The sequence below is a fragment of the Pseudaeromonas aegiceratis genome (genome assembly GCF_046254905.1).
Lineage (GTDB): Bacteria > Pseudomonadota > Gammaproteobacteria > Enterobacterales > Aeromonadaceae > Pseudaeromonas > Pseudaeromonas aegiceratis.
On the sequence record NZ_CP158016.1, the window covers coordinates 3,552,598 to 3,567,641 of the forward strand.

A 15,044-nucleotide genomic window follows, 5' to 3' on the forward strand; every position below is an offset into this window, starting at 1 on the left:
GTGTTTTACTACTCAAGCTCTTTGGACCACAAAATGGCCCAATCCTTAAAGGGCTCCAGGATGGAGTACAACTCATTGCCAAGGGCCGTCAACTGGTAGCCGTCAAGCGTCTTGCCGACGATTTTAGCTTCACTCAGATCCTTGATGCGGGTACTGAGAATGGTGGGCGAAATAGAGGCACAGCGCTGCTGTAGTTCGCTGAAGGTGAGCGGTCCTGCCGCGAGTTGCCAGACAATCCCCATCGCCCAGCGTCGGCCAAGCAGGTCGAAGATCGCCATGACCGGTGCTCCGCTTGCCGATCCACGGACGGGTTTTCCCGGTTTTGGAATTGCCATACTACCGCCTCTTAATTGTTCACTCGGAGAACGATGCCGAGTGATGAAAGTAGGGGGTATTGTAAGAAGCCTAAAACAGGGGGCAAGAATTTTTGCCCCCAGATTAGCGCGGTGGGCTGTGGTCAGTGCCCCATTTTCAGTGTTTTGAGGCTTTTACCACCTACGCCGATATTTTCATGAGGCAGTTCATTGATCAGTATTACAAATTTATCTACCGCTATACCGGTTACCTCGACGGCATCGCGAGTAAACCGTTCAATCAGCTGTTTTTTCTGCTCTTCATTGGCCTGCCCCAGACCAAGATCGATATTGATGACTGGCATACTTATTTCCTCTGGTAATTTTGACCATCAACTACAGTTTTTGTAGTTGATACATTATTTGTATCAAACTACAGAAAGTGTAGCAATGGGTTTTTGAAGAAGAGCTGAACTTCTTTGCAGGCAGGAACGGGAATGGGTGGATGGGTAAAAATGCCCAGGGCGGCGGGACACGCCAGCGCTGGTCCAGGGGCCAAATCGAGGTTTGGACGGGATTGAGTATCCCGGCCTCGATTTGGCACGAGGGCAGGGATAGCCCGAGTGGGGTGCGGAGCCCGGGAGGGCCGAGTCACCAAGGGGCGCAAGCCAATGCTGACCCGTTAATTAAGATGCCAACGCCCTGTTTTTCGAAGCAAAAGCCAACCCTAACTGTAGTGGTCTAATCATCCCGGACACCATTTTAGGTGGTAAAGTCGCCACCGTAACCCGAGGTGTTCAATGACAAGACAACGTCGTTCATTTACTGCTGAGTTCAAACTCGAAGCGGCGAGCTTGGTGCTCGAACATGGCTATTCCGTGCCCGATGCTTCCCGCTCACTCGGTGTCGGTGAAACCGCACTCCGTCGATGGGTTCAACAGCTGCAATCCGAACGGAATGGTTCCACACCGGCCAGCAAGGCGCTGACGCCAGAGCAGCAAAAAATCCAGGAGCTGGAGGCGCGGATCAACCGACTTGAACGCGAAAAAGCGATCCTAAAAAAGGCTACAGCTCTCTTGATGGCGGACGATCTCGAACGTACGCGCTGATCGAGCGATTAAGAGAGCATGAGTCTACCGAACTGGTCTGTTCTGTGTTTGATATCGCAAGCTCATCTTTTTATGAGTATTTGGCGCGTAAGGGCCATGTAAATCGTGAACGGCTGCAGCACAGAAGTGAAGTGCGGCGCTTGTTCAAGGAAAGTCGGGGCTCTGCTGGTAGCCGAACCCTGATGTTGAGGCTGCGTGAGTTGGGACACCAAATTGGTCGATTCAAGGTGCGTAGCCTGATGAAGGAAGCGGGTTTGGTATCGAAGCAGCCCGGCTCTCATGCCTATAAAGCGGCGCAGTGTGAACGACCGGACATCCCGAATTTATTGGCACGTGAGTTTGCTGTTGCGCAACCAAACCGCGCCTGGTGCGGTGATATCACCTACGTCTGGGCCGGTGGCCGCTGGTATTACTTGGCGGTGGTACTCGATCTCTGTACTCGGCGGGTGATTGGTTGGGCGCTGTCCGATAAGCCGGATGCCGACTTGGCCGTGAAAGCCCTGGATATGGCTTATCAGCAACGAGGCTGTCCGCCGGGAGTGCTGTTTCACAGCGATCAGGGTAGCCAGTATGCCAGTCGGAAATTTCGGCAACGGCTGTGGCGTTATCGGATAACCCAGAGCATGAGCCGACGAGGCAACTGCTGGGATAACGCCCCCATGGAGCGGGTATTCAGAAGTTTAAAGACAGAATGGATCCCTGAGACGGGATACCAGAAACTCCAGGAAGCAAAACGGGACATCAGCTACTACCTGATGGACTACTACAACTGGCGGCGACCCCATCAACATAACGATGGGCTCCCGCCAGCAGAAGCCGAAAATCGGCTTAACAGAGTGTCCGGATTTAGTTGACCACTACAAACCCTCCCCTTGAACCAGGGGAGGAAATAATCGTTCCTCCCCCTACTCCCCCCGCGCCTGCAGCAGCAGGCACCCCAGTATCAAGCCCATGCCCAGCCACCCCAGGGCGGGGATGGGTTCCCCCACCACGGTCACCGCCAGCAGGGCGGCCACCACGGGCTCGAACAGGGTCAGCAGGGTGGCCTGGCTGGCCGCCACGTGGCGCAGGCCAAAGCCGAAGGCCAGGTAACCGAGAAACATGGGCACCAGGGCCATGTAGCCCACCACCAGCAGGTTGCCGACGGGGGCCGTCAGATGGGAACCGGTGAGCAGCAGGCTGGGCAACAGCAGCAGGGCCCCCAGGCCGAACAGGCTGCCCATGGCGGCCTGGGAGCGGATGCCCCCGGCGATGAGGCGCTTGGCCACCCAGGAGTAGAGGGCATAGGTGAAACCGGCCAGCAGCCCCAGCAGGGTGCCGGTCACCGGGGCCGGCGCCGAGGCCGGGGCGGCCCCCGGCAGGCTGAGCAGCGCCAGGCCCACCACCCCCAGGGCGAAGCTCAGCCACCAGCGGCGGCTCACCGAGCCACGTTGGCCGATCAGACACTCCAGCAGCAGGGTGAAGAAGGGGGCGGTACCGATGGAGATGACGGTGCCGATAGCCACCCCCGCCAGGCGCATGGAACTGTAAAAGGCCAGGGGGTAGACGGCGATGGCCAGGGCACCAGTGAGCAGCACGGGCCACTGGGCCTGCAACGCCGCCAGCTCCCGGCGGATATGCCGCCAGGCCAGCAGGGTCTGCAACAGGCCGCCCACCCCCATGGCGAAGGCGCCGATGGCCAAGGGGCTCAGGGCCTGGGAGAAGCTGGCCACCGTGCCCGTGGTGCCCCACAGCAGGGAGGCCAGCAACACGGCGGCACGGGCCTGGGGCACAGGGGCGGACAGACGGGCCAGCATGGCAATTCCTTTTAAGACCGACAGACGACCCGGCCAGCATAGGGCAAGTCGTCGCCAGTGAGTTTGCCGAACGGACGCTTTTGTTGCCAAAACGGCCGCACCTGCGGCCGGGCGCGAGGGGATTAGCCGCGGAACTGGCGGGGGGAGAGGCCGACGTGACGGGTGAAACGGCGGCTAAAGGCCGACACATCGCCGTAGCCCACCTGCTCGGCCACCTGCTGCACCGGCAGATCGGTGTGGGTCAGCAGGGCGCGGGCTTTCTCCATGCGCTGGCGGATCAGGTACTGATGGACGCTCAAGCCCAGCTGGGCGGAGAACAGCTTCTTGAACTGGGTGGGGGACAGGCAGGCCACCGCCGCCAGATCGGCGATGGCCAGGGGCTCGGCCAGCCCCTCGGCGATCACCGCCTGTACCGCCCGGATGCGGGGATCCAGGGGCCTGTCCCGGGCCTGGCGGGCCAGCAGCTGGCAGAACAGCGGCAGCAGGGCCGCTTCCAGCTCAGGATCCAGCTGATGCTGCAGCTGGCGCTCGACGAAGGTCAGGTAGGCCTGCAGCGGCGGGCTGACGGCAAACACCCGCCCCGGCAGGGCCAACAGGCCGGCGGGCAGCTCATCCAGATCCGCGACCATGAAGCGGGCCGCCTCATCGGCGCGAAAGTCGTGCTCTTCCCCGGCGGGGATCACCACGCACTCCCCCACCGCCACCTTGCCGGTGAAGCCGGCCAGCTCGATGCGGATCACCCCCTGCAGGGGCAGCACCAGCTGGTGAAAGGGGTGGGCGTGACGCTGCCGCTGCCGGCTGTAGCGGCGGATGCTCAGGCTGTTGGGCATGCAGACCTCCGGTTCTGGAGGCGCCATTATAGCCGTCCCCCGACACAGGGTCAGCGAGGGCGTCAGGCAGCCCTCTTATTCCGGCACGCTCACTGCATAGGCTAAGGCAGGCCGGGGCCCACTGGCGTATGATGGGCGCCGGCGCGGCGGGTTGGCCGCCATGACGAGACGAGAACAAGCGAGATGCCGATGTTGACACCCAAGCTGCGCTGGCTGGGCGCCCTGCTGCTCAGCGGCCTGCTGCTGCTGTGGCGCGTGCTGGATTTTCTGGATGAGGCCCGGCACCAGGACTACCACATGAGCCGGGTGGGGCTGTCGGTGTTCGGCCTCGAGGCAGAATGGATCCAGATGTTGCTGATCCTGGCCTGCCTGGGGGGCGTGCTGCTGAGCCTGGCCCGCCTCTGGTGGTTGCGCCATCGGCGACCACAACGCCTCGACTGATCCCCAAAATGGGCTTGGCATCACGCAAGGAGTCTGATAGCGTCATGATCATGGACGTTTAGATGGCTAAACGGCCACTTCATTCGCCCCAGGCCGGTGCGGCCTGCCACGACAAGGAGCCTGTTATGACGTCATTCCTGCGGCTGACTGCCAGCCTGTTCTGCGCCACCCTGCTGGCGGCCAGCCTCCCCCTGCAGGCCGCCGATCCCGCCAAGTCCACCATCGTCATCGGCACCACGGTGGGCGACTTCGGCAACATGGTCACCGACTCCATCAAGCCCCAGCTGGAGGCCCAGGGTTACCAGGTCAAGCTGGTGGAATTCACCGACTACGTAACCCCCAACATCGCCCTGGCCGACGGCTCACTGGATGTGAACTGCTTCCAGCACAAACCCTATCTCGACAGCTTCGCCGCCAGCCGCGGCCTGGATCTGACCCCCATCACCCAGGTGCCCACCGGCCCCATGGGACTCTACTCCGGCAAGAAGCGCCAGCTGGATCAGGTGGCGGACGGCGACAGCGTCTCCCTGCCCAATGACCCCACCAACCAAGCCCGCGCCCTGCTGATGCTGCAGGATCTGGGCTGGCTCAAGCTCAAGGACGGCATAGATCCCCTGAAGGCCAGCGAGTTCGATGTGGTGGAAAACCCCCATCACCTCAAGCTGGTGCTGCTGGAGGCCGCCCAACTGCCCCGCTCCCGGGAGGATGTGGACTTCGCGGTGGTGAACGGCAACTACGCCGCCTCCAGCGGCATCCCCTTCACCAGCGGCCTGTTCCTGGAGAAGGGCTATGAGTTCATCAACTGGGTGGTGGTGCGCAGCGAGGACAAGGACAAGCCCTTCGTCAAGGACCTGGTGGCCGCCTACAACTCCCAAGCCTTCCGCGACTACGCCAAGGGCCATTACCTGGGCTACAAGTTCCCCCAGGGCTGGTAAACCAGCCACCACAGTCGACGCCGGGCCCCGCCCGGCGTTTTTTTTAACCTCAGGCCAGGGCCCACTCCAGCGCGGCGGCCGCATGCAGGGCTGCGGTGTCGTACAGCGGGATATCGGTATGCTGGGGCTGCACCAGCAAGGGGATCTCGGTGCAGCCCAGCACCACCGCCTGGGCGCCCTGGGCCTGCAGCTTGGCCATGATGGCCAGGTATTCTTCCCGGGAGTCGGCCCGGATCTGGCCGCAGCACAGCTCGCGGTAGATGATGTCGTGCACCCGCTGACGATCGTCCGCCTCGGGCACCAACAGCTCGATGCCGAAGCGCGCCGCCAGCCGGGCGTGGTAGAAGTCCTGCTCCATGGTGAAGCGGGTGCCCAACAGGCCCGCCCGGGTGACGCCATCGGCCTTGAGCCGGGTCCCCACCGCATCGGCGATGTGCAGCAGGGGGATATCCAGCGCGGCCTCCAGCTGGGGCGCCAGCTTGTGCATGGTGTTGGTGGCGATGAGCAGCCCCTGGGCCCCCGCCCCCTGCAGCCCCAGGGCCGCATCCACCAAGAGCCGGGCCAGGGCATCCCAGTCACCTGCGTGCTGCAGCGCCTCCACCTCGGCAAAGTCGACGCTGTGCAGCAGCAGGCGCGCCGAATGCAGGCCCCCCAGCCGCGCCTTCACCCCCTGATTCAACGCCTGGTAGTAGCTGACGGTGGACTCCCAGCTCATGCCACCCAGTATGCCTATGATCTTCATCGCATCACTCCAATATCCAAATGGATATCATGACAAGCCGAGCGTCATTTGGCTTGCATACAATTGCGCTCCTGACCCTCCGTGGCTATTCGCCACCTGTCACAAGCCGGTCATCAAACCGGCTTCCAATGGTCGGACCGCTTCCGGACGGGGCGGTTACCAATAATCAGACCAACGAAGGAAATCATCATGTTCAAATCTCTATTTAAGGGGGGGCTGCTGTGTCTGCTGGCGCTGGCACTGTGCAGCTGTAACGACTCGGATTCCACCACCAACACCAGCAGTAGCGATGTGCCCGTGACCCTGAGCGACACCGTCACCGCCCGCACCTTTGCGCTGAGCAGCGATGCCAGCCAGGTGATCTTCGTGTTCGATGCCGCCAGCCAGAGCGATGCCCTTGACGCCCAGGGCATCACCGACAGCAGCACCATCTCGGCGGTGGAGGTGCGCGGCTCCTTCAACGGCTGGAGCAGCGATGGCGCCCTGCCCCTGACGGCCAGCCAGACCGACAGCGGCGTCTGGTATCTGGCCACCGACGCCGACGCCCTGGATATCCCGGGCAACAGCGGCCATCCGGAATACAAGTTCGTGGTGACGGTGGACGACGAGACCCACTGGCTGGATCTCTCCAGCACGGTGCCGGACGGCTACCACTTTCTCGGCAACCATATCCTGGTGGGCGCCGATGACGATCTGGACACCATCATAGCCAACGAGGCCCAGGCCAACGACATCAAGACCCTGGCAGACTTCGACCTCACCACCTCAGAGGGGCAGCAGACCCTGGCCAACTTCCGTCGAGCCGCCGACGGCCTGCAGCTGTTCCGCTCGTACCACCCCTACAAGCAGTCCCGCCCCGCACTGGAGACAGAGGCGCCGCGCCTGGCCTACGTCAACAGCCTGATGGAGGCCAACGGCATCGGCTCCGTCATCACACTCTCCGGTGACGAGACTGCCAGTCTGGACAGCAGCCTGGGCGAGTCCATCGGCGACTATATGCAGGCCATCATCGACAAGGGCGACAACCTGACCCTGGAGCTGGGCTACAACCTGGTTTACTACAAGTCCGACAGCAGCGAATTCGGTCTGGCCATCCAGACCATCGTCAGCTTTATCGATGACGACGCCCACCCGGGGCCCTACCTGGTGCATTGCCGCCTGGGCACCGACCGCACCGGGGTGATCACCGCCATGCTCTCCGGCCTGGCCGGCACCGACTGGCAGACCATAGCCGCCGACTACCAGGCCTCCAACAACATGGGTATCGGCGAATTCCGCGACTACGGCCTGCTGGAATACTCCCTGCGCAACATGCTGGGAGTGGACCCGGCGGACAGCGATCTGGATCTGCAGGCGGCACTGACCGAATACTTTGTCAGCAACGGCTACCTGACCGAGGCGCAGATCAGCACACTGCAACAGAAACTCAAGGCGGGTTAGTCCTCACATCGTGCAAACCCTGCCGGGCCCTGCCCGTAATGCTCAGCAGTTAAGGCGCCGTTGGCGCCTTAACTGCATCAACGACACGGTTTTTTGAGGCAAAAGCCAACCCCTTCCCCTTGAATAAGGGGAGGGCAAAATCGTTCCTCCCCCTTGGGGAGGTTAGGTGGGGGAAGGCTTGCCTCTGGCGGCCATTCATGAGTATCTCTGTTTCTTAACTGACCAGCATTAGGGCCCTGCCCGGCGCGGCTTTGGGCGCTGAGCTGACAGAGGCGCTTGGCTTACTTACGCTTGGCTCTGGGATGGGCCTGGTCGTAGACCTGGGCCAGGTGCTGGAAGTCGAGGTGGGTGTAGATCTGGGTGGTGGCCAGGTTGGCGTGGCCCAGCAGCTCCTGCACCGCCCGCAGGTCGCCGGAAGATTCCAGCAGGTGGGTGGCGAAGCTGTGGCGCAGCTTGTGGGGGTGGACGTGACTGGGCAGGGACTGCTTGACGCCCCACTCCGCCAGCCGCTTCTGCACCGAGCGCGGGCTCAGCCGCCGGTGCTGCTGGCTTAAGAACAGCGCCGGCTCGTCACTGCCCGGTGCCAAAAACGCCGGCCGCAGGGCCAGCCACTTGGCCAGCCACTCCAGGGCCAGACGGCCCACCGGCACCACTCGCTCCTTGCTGCCCTTGCCCAGCACCCGCAGCATGCGCTCGCCGGGCACCAGATCCGCCACGTTGAGGGCCACCAGCTCCGCCAGCCGCAGGCCGGAAGAGTAGAACAGCTCCATGATGGCGCGATCCCGCACCGCCAGAGGATCGGTCTCGTCGGTCAGGTTGAGCAGCTGGTGCAGCTCGTCCACGTCCAGGTTGCTGGGCAAGGGGCGGCCCTGCTTGGGGGTGACCACGCCCCGGGCAGGGTTGGCCTTGAGTACCCCCTGGCGCACCAGGTAGTCGCCAAAGCTGCGCAGGGCGGAGAGCTTGGTGGCCAGGGTGCGGGGGGCCTGCTGGCCGCCCTTGTGCAGCCGCACCACCAGGGCCCGCACCAGGGGTGCCTTGAGCCAGCGCCAGTCGTCCAGCCCCAGCTCCGCCAGCAGGGCGGTGCATTCGCCCAGGTGGCGGCGGTAGTTGGTCAGGGTGTGCGGGCTGAGCTGACGCTCCACCCGCAGGTGTTGCAGGAAGGCCTCGACGGCCGGCGCCAGGGCCTCAGACACGCCCCAGCACCAGATCCGGCAGCAGCAGGGTGACGAAGCGGCCCAGCTGTTCCAGCAGCAGGCAGTCCATGCCCGGCTGGTAGTGATGGGGATTGGCGTGGCCGAAGGCCAGCAGGCCGGCCTCGCCGTTCTCCCCCAGACGCAGCAGGGCCACCGAGTGCACCAGGGTATCGGCACCGAACAGGATCTGCTTGTCGTTCTCGCCGATGGGCCCCAGGTAGATGGTGCGCTGGGCCATGGGTTGGCGGGTGAGGCGCTCGAAGGTGTTACCGGGCAGCACGAAGCCCTTGTCGGAGCGCTTGACCTGCACGGCCCCCTCGTTGAGCCAGAGGGCGCTCACCGGGATGCGCAGCCGCTCCTGGAAGGTGTGGTGCAGCCGCTTCCACAGTTGGCGCAGTGTGGTGCAGTGAAACAGTTCGGGGTAGACGTCACCGTACACCCGGAAGATGTGCTCGTTACGGCTGGCGTTGGCCAGCAGGGCCCGCTGCTGCTGCTCCAGATCGTGCAGCCGCTCCCGCCAGCGCTCCTGCTGCAGCTGCAGCAAGGAGGCGGCGCCGTAGGTCTCGTGCGGTATCACCAGCTCGTCCAGCAGCGTCCTGTGCTGCAAAAAAAACTCCGGATGACGGCGCAGGTATTCTGCCACCTCCGCCGCCTTGCTCATCTCGGTCAACACCCCGCTTTCGCTCATAGTTCGATTACACCATCAAACACATGTTCTGCCGGACCCGTCATGAAGACGGGTTTGCCGGGCCCTTGCCAGCAGATGGTCAGGCTGCCACCGGGCAGATTGACCTTCACCTTGTCCCGCAGCCGCCCCTGGCTCATGCCCACCACGGCCGCCGCGCAGGCGCCGGTGCCACAGGCCAGGGTCTCGCCGGCACCCCGCTCGAACACCCGCAGGTTGATCTCCCCGGCGGACACCCGCTGGGAGAAGCCCACGTTGACCCGTTCGGGGAAGCGCTCGTGGCGCTCCAGCTCGGCCCCCAGGCTCTCCACCGGCGCCGTCTTGACGTCGTCCACGTCCAGCACGCAGTGGGGGTTGCCCATGGAGACCACGCCGCACAGCACCGTCTGTTCGTTGCTGCGCAGCAGGTAGGTCTTCTCCGCCTTCTGGGCGCGGAACGGCACCTTGCCGGGCTCGAACTCCGGCACCCCCATGTTGACCGTCACCTGGTTGTCCCGCTCCAGGGTCAGCACTATCTTGCCGCTCATGGTGCTGACCGCGATGCGATCCTTGTTGGTGAGGCCCTTCAGGCGCACGAAGCGGGCGAAGCAGCGGGCCCCGTTGCCGCACTGCTGCACCTCGGAACCGTCGGCGTTGAAGATGCGGTAGTGGAAGTCCTGCTCCGGGTCGTAGGGCGGCTCCACCAGCAGCAGTTGGTCGAAGCCGACGCCGAAGTGGCGATCCGCCAGGCGACGGATCAGCTCAGGGCTGAAGAACACCTTCTGGGTGATGCCGTCCACCACCATGAAGTCGTTGCCCAGGCCGTGCATCTTGGCAAAGTGCAGGGTCTGGCCGTTGCGCTCACGCTCGCGCTCCCGGTTCATGGCAGCACTGTCTCCAGGCGCCACAGATCCTCCAGGGGCTCACGCTGGCGCACCAGGTGGGCGGTGTCGCCGTCCACCAGCACCTCGGCCACCCGGGGACGGGCGTTGTAGTTGGAGGACATGGAGAAGCCGTAGGCCCCGGCGGAGCGCACCGCCACCAGGTCGCCGGCGGCTATGGTCAGCTCGCGATCCTTGCCCAGGAAGTCGCCGGTCTCGCAGATGGGGCCCACCACGTCGTAGCGCTTGGCCGGCCGCACCAGGGTCTTGTTCACCGGCACTATGTTCATCCAGGCGCTGTAGAGCGACGGCCGGATCAGGTCGTTCATGGCGGCGTCGACGATGGCGAAGTCGCGATCCTCGCCGGCCTTCAGGTATTCCACCTTGCTCACCAACACGCCGGCGTTGGCCATGATGGCGCGGCCCGGTTCGAAGATCAGGGTCAGGTCCCGGCCGGTCAGGCGCGCCTTCAGGGCGGCGGCATACTGCTCGGGATGGGGCGGGTTCTCGTCGCCGTAGTTGACCCCCAGGCCACCGCCCACGTCCAGGTGGTGGATCTGGATGCCCTCGGCCGCCAGGCGGTCGATCAGCACCAGCAGCTTGTCCATGGAGGCCAGGAAGGGTTCCAGCTCGGTGAGCTGAGAGCCGATGTGGCAGTCGATGCCGGTCACCTTGATGTGGGACAGCTTGGCCGCCACCCGGTACAGGGCGATGGCGCGCTCGATGGGCACGCCGAACTTGTTCTGCTTGAGGCCGGTGGAGATGTAGGGATGGGTGCCGGCGTCGATGTCCGGGTTCACCCGCACGGAAATCGGCGCCACCTTGCCCAATTCGCCGGCCACGGTATTGAGCCGTTCCAGCTCGGCCTCGGACTCCAGGTTGAAGCAGAGGATGCCCAGCTCCAGGGCGTAGCGCATCTCCTCGGCGGTCTTGCCGACGCCGGAGAACACCACCTTGGCCGGATCCCCGCCGGCCGCCACCACCCGGGCCAGCTCACCACCGGAGACGATGTCAAACCCCGACCCCAGGCGGGCCAGCAGATTGAGCACCGCCAGGTTGCCGTTGGCCTTCACCGCGTAGCAGATCAGGTGGGGCACCTGACCGGCGGCGGAGTCGAAGGCCTGCCAGTGGCGCTCAATGGTGGCGCGGGAGTAGACATACAGGGGCGTGCCGTGCTGCGCGGCCAGCTCAGGCAGGGCGCAGCCTTCGGCGCAGAGGACACCGTCATCCCGGTAGTTAAAAAAATCCATGTTACTCTTGTTCCTTGTCGTGGGGGGTGGCAGGCACATCCTGCGCCTCGGCCTGGGCAGGTGTCTCTTTGCTGGGCATCTGCAGCGGCCCCTTGAGGCCGCAGCCGGCTAATCCGGTCATCACCAGCAACAGCAGCCCGCAGGCCAGCTTGGCGTTGTTCATGGCGCTAGTGCTAAAAAGGTAAATGGGCCCCTATAATCGCACTCATCCTCTTAAATGCAATAGGACGGTAACAGATGAAAGACAGCGAATTCCACGCCCTGGCGGAGCAGCAGTTCCTGGCCATCGAGGAAGGGATCGAGGCCAGCGGAGTGGACATCGACTGCGAGCGTCAGGGCAATGTCCTGACCCTGACCTTCGAGAACAAGAGCAAGATCATCATCAACACCCAGGAGCCCCTGCATCAGATCTGGGTGGCCACCCGCGCCAACGGGTTTCACTTCGCCTATGAGGAGGGTGTCTGGATCGACAACCGGGAAGGCAACGAGCTGATGACGCTGCTGTCCGCCGCCTGCTCCAGCCAATCCGGTGAAGACGTGGAGCTGCTCTCATGAGCGGCGCCGACAAGCCCAAGATCGACATCTACTACTGCCGCCAGTGCAACTGGATGCTGCGGGCCAGCTGGATGGCCCAGGAGCTGCTGCACACCTTCAGCGAGGAGCTGGGCAGCGTGACCCTGCACCCGGATACCGGCGGTCACTTCGAGATTCTGGTGAACGGCGAGACCATCTGGGAGCGCAAGCACGACGGCGGCTTCCCGGATGTGAAGCAGTTGAAGCAGCGGGTGCGAGACTGTATCGACCCGGCGCGGGATCTGGGCCACCTGGATCGTGAAAAAACGGCGCCCTGACGGCGCCTAGCGCGGGGCGCTGCGGTAGGGCACCACCTGCAGTTGCCCGTTCTCCTCCACCAGCTCGTAGAACTGGGGCAGGTTGAAGTTGATGAACTGCCCCTCGTTATGGAAGCGTTCGTGGGTCAGGGTGTAGTAGCGGCTGACGCTCTGCACCAGATCTTCCTTGCTGCCGAAGTAGTCCCGGTACATCTCCACCTTGTTGTGCTCGTCCAGCACGAAGACGCTGAAGCCGTGCTCCCTGTCCTGGAAGAAGAACTGGATCAGCCCCTCGCTGGCATAGGAGTCGACCACGGACGGCACCCCCTGGCGTCCGCCCTCATCGTCATCCGGCAGCCGCTCCAGCTTGTTGTTGGCAATCTGGCGGTAGAAGTCGATGGCGCCGGACATCCGCTTCACCGACACGCCGCGCCGTTCCAGGAACAGGGCGAACTTCTCCTGCCCCACCGACAACAGCTTCACCAGCCGCTGCTTGTCCCGGGCCAGCCGCAACTCGATGCACTCCTGCACCAGGCGGTTGAACTGATTGCGGATGAGACCCCGGAAGTGCTGGCTGTAACAGAACACCTCCACCGCCTCGGGGGCGGCGGCGTCCTGGTGCATCTTGCCGAGTATGGTGGAGAGGGCTTCCACCACCGCCTCGGGGCCGGTGAAGTGCAGGGTGCGCATCTCGTTCCAGGAGTTGCGGTAGACGAGATCCACAGTGCCCACCAGGCACTCCTGCTCCAGGCCGAAGCTCAGCACGTCGGCGTTCTCGGCATCGAAGGCCAGCTCCCGGTCCTGCCAGTGGGAGGTGGGGTCCAGCTCCAGGTTGAGGAAGATGCCCAGGTGGCGCACCTCGCAGGGCCGGCTCAGGGCCAGGTTGGCCGCCGGCGTCAGGCGCACCGGGAAGGTGGCCGCCAGATCGTGGCAGAACTGGTGCAACGCCGGCAGGGCCAGATCCGACCCCAGGGCCCGCAGCTGCACCCGGCTGGTGCTGGTCAACAGGCCGTTGAAGTAGGCCCAGGCCACCAGCTTGCTGATGTAGCCGTTATATTCCAGCGGCGCCCGACCTATGATGGCCGCCGGGGTCAGCGCGTACTTGTAGAGGTACCAGCCGGCGCGATTGATGCCACCGGGCGGCACCTGGATGAAGCTCAGATCCGCCTCGTGCAGATCCGGCGCTATCTTGAGGTTGATGCGCTGCACCTTGCCGGGCAGGGATTCGAATGCGGCATACAGCTTGCGGGAGAGGATGCCGATGTCTTCGGGGTTGATGGACTCGCTGATGTTGTTGCGCCGGGCGAACTGGATGAGCTGGCTGTAGCTCTGCATCAGGGTCTCCAGCAGCTCGCCATAGGCGTGCTTGACCTCTTCCACCTTCCACTGGTCGCGGCTGTCCAGATGGTGCACCACCTCGGCGCTCCAGCCCCACTCGGCGATCAGCCGATCCAGCACCGCCTGGCGCCAGGCCTGACGGCCGCCGCCGTGATCGCACACCTTGAGGTAGAAGCAGCGGCGGGCCAGATCCAGCCGTTTGAGATCATTGATACCCTGCAGATAGTGGGTCACCTTCTGCAGCATCAGGTAATAGGTGTCCAGGGCCAGATCGTAGCCCTCGTGGTGCTGGAACCAGGCCTTGGCCTCCACCGACAGCAAGCGGGTGTCGGGGAACTCGGCGGAGTAGGCCTCCATAAGCAAGATCTTCAGCACCGCCTTGTAGGGGGAGTCCAGCCCCTTGTACAGCAGCCAGAGGGCGGAGCCGAAATACTCCTCCGCCGGGATGCGCTGCAGGCCGCCCAGATCCAGCCACTCCTCCGGCTTGAGGCCGCAGTCCCGCATCAGGGTGCTGACCACCTGGTCGTACTCCTCTTCCCACTCCACCGGCACCACGGGCCACAGCAGGCGGCGACCGGCGATGCGCAGGGCGCTGCGGTAGAACTCGTCCAGCAGCAGCAGGTGCTGGGCGCTGCCGCAGTTGTCGCCCCCCAGCTCGGCCACGTTATCCAGGCGGAACTTGTTGTCGGGAATGAGGAAGAAGTTGAGCTCCACCCCGCGGTGCTCCGCCAGCTTGGAGATCAGCAGGCACTTGTGCTCCAGCAGCTCCAGCCGATCCAGGCTCAGGTGATGGGAGTGACAGACCCAGATGTCCAGGTCCGAGCTGCAGCACTGGCCGATGGAGGCGGTGCTGCCCATGGAGTAGACCCCCAGGATGGCGGTCTCGCTGGCCTGGATGCCCTGCAGGTTGTGGGTGGCCATGCAGATGTCGTCGATGAACTCCTGCTGGGCCTCGGACAGGGTAAAGAAGGCGATGCCGTGGGGCACCTCACCGGAGACATAGCCAGGCAACAGCGGGTGATTGAAGTGCAGCAGCACCGGCAGCAGCTCAAAGATCTGCTGGCCGTACTCGCTCATGGCCTCCAATGCACGGGCAGTCTTCGCTTGGTTGATGGCGTCGTAACGCGCAACCAGCGTCTGGATATGATTCGACAACAGACTGGTCTTCCGGTTCCAGGGGAATGAAAGCAGATATTAGGATCTGCTAAAAATGTGAGCATGGTAACAACAGCCTCAGGGCGGGTAAACCATTTCTCCGAACCGACTTGGTGCAAAAACAGAATGGCCTCAGATGGGCATCAA

Annotated in this window: 17 protein-coding genes; 6 read left to right on the forward strand and 11 right to left on the reverse strand. The window is 63.6% G+C overall.

All coding sequences use genetic code 11. The annotated features are described in order from the left end of the window. Window positions 1-8: 8 nt before the first annotated feature. Both ABHF91_RS16595 and ABHF91_RS16600 read right to left on the reverse strand, forming a co-directional pair. Window positions 9-278: a winged helix-turn-helix transcriptional regulator gene (locus tag ABHF91_RS16595; RefSeq protein WP_409421339.1), complete on the reverse strand. Its 270-nt coding sequence runs from the start codon at window positions 276-278 to the stop codon at window positions 9-11. A 179-nt stretch (window positions 279-457) separates the two neighbouring features. Further along, on the reverse strand, window positions 458-658 hold the full coding sequence (locus tag ABHF91_RS16600) for a tautomerase family protein (protein WP_409421340.1): 201 nt from the start codon (window positions 656-658) through the stop codon (window positions 458-460). Window positions 659-1,093: 435 nt separating this feature from the next. On the opposite strand from ABHF91_RS16600, the gene ABHF91_RS16605 reads away from it, so the two are divergent. Then, a protein-coding gene (locus ABHF91_RS16605; RefSeq protein ID WP_409420050.1) for an IS3 family transposase occupies window positions 1,094-2,256 on the forward strand; the annotation gives its coding sequence in 2 pieces (ribosomal slippage) (window positions 1,094-1,349 and window positions 1,349-2,256; 1,164 coding nt in all). Window positions 2,257-2,307: 51 nt separating this feature from the next. Here the strand turns inward: ABHF91_RS16605 and ABHF91_RS16610 are convergent. Together ABHF91_RS16610 and ABHF91_RS16615 are read right to left on the reverse strand one after the other, a co-directional pair. Beyond that, complete coding sequence (locus ABHF91_RS16610; protein WP_409421341.1) at window positions 2,308-3,198, reverse strand: DMT family transporter; 891 nt, start codon at window positions 3,196-3,198, stop codon at window positions 2,308-2,310. Window positions 3,199-3,320: 122 nt separating this feature from the next. Beyond that, window positions 3,321-4,028, reverse strand: a complete 708-nt coding sequence (locus ABHF91_RS16615; protein WP_409421342.1) for a helix-turn-helix domain-containing protein — start codon at window positions 4,026-4,028, stop codon at window positions 3,321-3,323. A gap of 189 nt (window positions 4,029-4,217) precedes the next feature. Here ABHF91_RS16615 and ABHF91_RS16620 point away from each other — a divergent pair, with 189 nt between their 5' ends. Then, window positions 4,218-4,469 (forward strand): hypothetical protein, encoded by a 252-nt coding sequence (locus ABHF91_RS16620; protein ID WP_409421343.1) that lies wholly within the window; start codon window positions 4,218-4,220, stop codon window positions 4,467-4,469. 125 nt (window positions 4,470-4,594) lie between these two features. Continuing rightward, complete coding sequence (locus ABHF91_RS16625) at window positions 4,595-5,404, forward strand: MetQ/NlpA family ABC transporter substrate-binding protein (RefSeq protein ID WP_409421344.1); 810 nt, start codon at window positions 4,595-4,597, stop codon at window positions 5,402-5,404. Between the two features lie 49 nt (window positions 5,405-5,453). On the opposite strand, the gene ABHF91_RS16630 is transcribed toward ABHF91_RS16625, so the two are convergent. Continuing rightward, window positions 5,454-6,146, reverse strand: coding sequence for an aspartate/glutamate racemase family protein (locus ABHF91_RS16630; protein ID WP_409421345.1), 693 nt, complete (start codon window positions 6,144-6,146; stop codon window positions 5,454-5,456). A gap of 189 nt (window positions 6,147-6,335) precedes the next feature. On the opposite strand from ABHF91_RS16630, the gene ABHF91_RS16635 reads away from it, so the two are divergent. Next, the gene (locus tag ABHF91_RS16635; protein ID WP_409421346.1) at window positions 6,336-7,586 is read left to right on the forward strand and encodes a tyrosine-protein phosphatase; all 1,251 of its coding nucleotides are present in this window, start codon (window positions 6,336-6,338) and stop codon (window positions 7,584-7,586) included. Between the two features lie 281 nt (window positions 7,587-7,867). On the opposite strand, the gene xerC is transcribed toward ABHF91_RS16635, so the two are convergent. Genes xerC through lptM form a run of 5 tightly spaced genes read right to left on the reverse strand, consistent with a single transcriptional unit; the run spans window position 7,868 to window position 11,737 of the window. Beyond that, window positions 7,868-8,779, reverse strand: a complete 912-nt coding sequence (gene xerC, locus ABHF91_RS16640) for a tyrosine recombinase XerC (RefSeq protein ID WP_409421347.1) — start codon at window positions 8,777-8,779, stop codon at window positions 7,868-7,870. Beyond that, window positions 8,772-9,467 carry a DUF484 family protein gene (locus ABHF91_RS16645; RefSeq protein WP_409421348.1) on the reverse strand — a complete coding sequence of 232 codons (696 nt, stop codon included), beginning with the start codon at window positions 9,465-9,467 and terminating at the stop codon, window positions 8,772-8,774. Before ABHF91_RS16645 ends, xerC begins: the two co-directional genes overlap by 8 nt. Next, window positions 9,464-10,327, reverse strand: a complete 864-nt coding sequence (gene dapF, locus ABHF91_RS16650; RefSeq protein ID WP_409421349.1) for a diaminopimelate epimerase — start codon at window positions 10,325-10,327, stop codon at window positions 9,464-9,466. The genes ABHF91_RS16645 and dapF overlap by 4 nt, the downstream gene beginning before the upstream one ends. Then, entirely contained in the window at window positions 10,324-11,574 is a 1,251-nt protein-coding gene (lysA, locus tag ABHF91_RS16655) for a diaminopimelate decarboxylase (RefSeq protein ID WP_409421350.1), read from the reverse strand. The genes dapF and lysA overlap by 4 nt, the downstream gene beginning before the upstream one ends. Before the next feature lies 1 nt (window position 11,575). After that, complete coding sequence (gene lptM / locus ABHF91_RS16660; protein WP_409421351.1) at window positions 11,576-11,737, reverse strand: LPS translocon maturation chaperone LptM; 162 nt, start codon at window positions 11,735-11,737, stop codon at window positions 11,576-11,578. A gap of 74 nt (window positions 11,738-11,811) precedes the next feature. Between lptM and cyaY the strand changes: the two genes are divergently transcribed. After that, complete coding sequence (cyaY, locus tag ABHF91_RS16665) at window positions 11,812-12,129, forward strand: iron donor protein CyaY (protein WP_409421352.1); 318 nt, start codon at window positions 11,812-11,814, stop codon at window positions 12,127-12,129. Beyond that, entirely contained in the window at window positions 12,126-12,425 is a 300-nt protein-coding gene (locus tag ABHF91_RS16670) for a SelT/SelW/SelH family protein (protein WP_409421353.1), read from the forward strand. The genes cyaY and ABHF91_RS16670 overlap by 4 nt, the downstream gene beginning before the upstream one ends. Window positions 12,426-12,431: 6 nt before the next feature. On the opposite strand, the gene ABHF91_RS16675 is transcribed toward ABHF91_RS16670, so the two are convergent. Next, window positions 12,432-14,897, reverse strand: a complete 2,466-nt coding sequence (locus tag ABHF91_RS16675) for a class I adenylate cyclase (RefSeq protein ID WP_409421354.1) — start codon at window positions 14,895-14,897, stop codon at window positions 12,432-12,434. Between the last annotated feature and the right edge of the window lie 147 nt (window positions 14,898-15,044).

Excerpts from the sequence above, each read along its gene's own strand:
- lptM (WP_409421351.1), bottom strand. The coding sequence starts at position 11,737 with ATGAACAACGCCAAGCTGGCCTGCGGGCTGCTGTTGCTGGTGATGACC.
- ABHF91_RS16670 (WP_409421353.1), top strand. The coding sequence starts at position 12,126 with ATGAGCGGCGCCGACAAGCCCAAGATCGACATCTACTACTGCCGCCAG.
- ABHF91_RS16615 (WP_409421342.1), bottom strand. The coding sequence starts at position 4,028 with ATGCCCAACAGCCTGAGCATCCGCCGCTACAGCCGGCAGCGGCAGCGT.
- lysA (WP_409421350.1), bottom strand. The coding sequence starts at position 11,574 with ATGGATTTTTTTAACTACCGGGATGACGGTGTCCTCTGCGCCGAAGGC.
- ABHF91_RS16610 (WP_409421341.1), bottom strand. The coding sequence starts at position 3,198 with ATGCTGGCCCGTCTGTCCGCCCCTGTGCCCCAGGCCCGTGCCGCCGTG.
- ABHF91_RS16630 (WP_409421345.1), bottom strand. The coding sequence starts at position 6,146 with ATGAAGATCATAGGCATACTGGGTGGCATGAGCTGGGAGTCCACCGTC.
- ABHF91_RS16600 (WP_409421340.1), bottom strand. The coding sequence starts at position 658 with ATGCCAGTCATCAATATCGATCTTGGTCTGGGGCAGGCCAATGAAGAG.
- ABHF91_RS16625 (WP_409421344.1), top strand. The coding sequence starts at position 4,595 with ATGACGTCATTCCTGCGGCTGACTGCCAGCCTGTTCTGCGCCACCCTG.
- dapF (WP_409421349.1), bottom strand. The coding sequence starts at position 10,327 with ATGAACCGGGAGCGCGAGCGTGAGCGCAACGGCCAGACCCTGCACTTT.
- ABHF91_RS16595 (WP_409421339.1), bottom strand. The coding sequence starts at position 278 with ATGGCGATCTTCGACCTGCTTGGCCGACGCTGGGCGATGGGGATTGTC.
- ABHF91_RS16635 (WP_409421346.1), top strand. The coding sequence starts at position 6,336 with ATGTTCAAATCTCTATTTAAGGGGGGGCTGCTGTGTCTGCTGGCGCTG.
- ABHF91_RS16645 (WP_409421348.1), bottom strand. The coding sequence starts at position 9,467 with ATGAGCGAAAGCGGGGTGTTGACCGAGATGAGCAAGGCGGCGGAGGTG.
- ABHF91_RS16620 (WP_409421343.1), top strand. The coding sequence starts at position 4,218 with ATGTTGACACCCAAGCTGCGCTGGCTGGGCGCCCTGCTGCTCAGCGGC.
- cyaY (WP_409421352.1), top strand. The coding sequence starts at position 11,812 with ATGAAAGACAGCGAATTCCACGCCCTGGCGGAGCAGCAGTTCCTGGCC.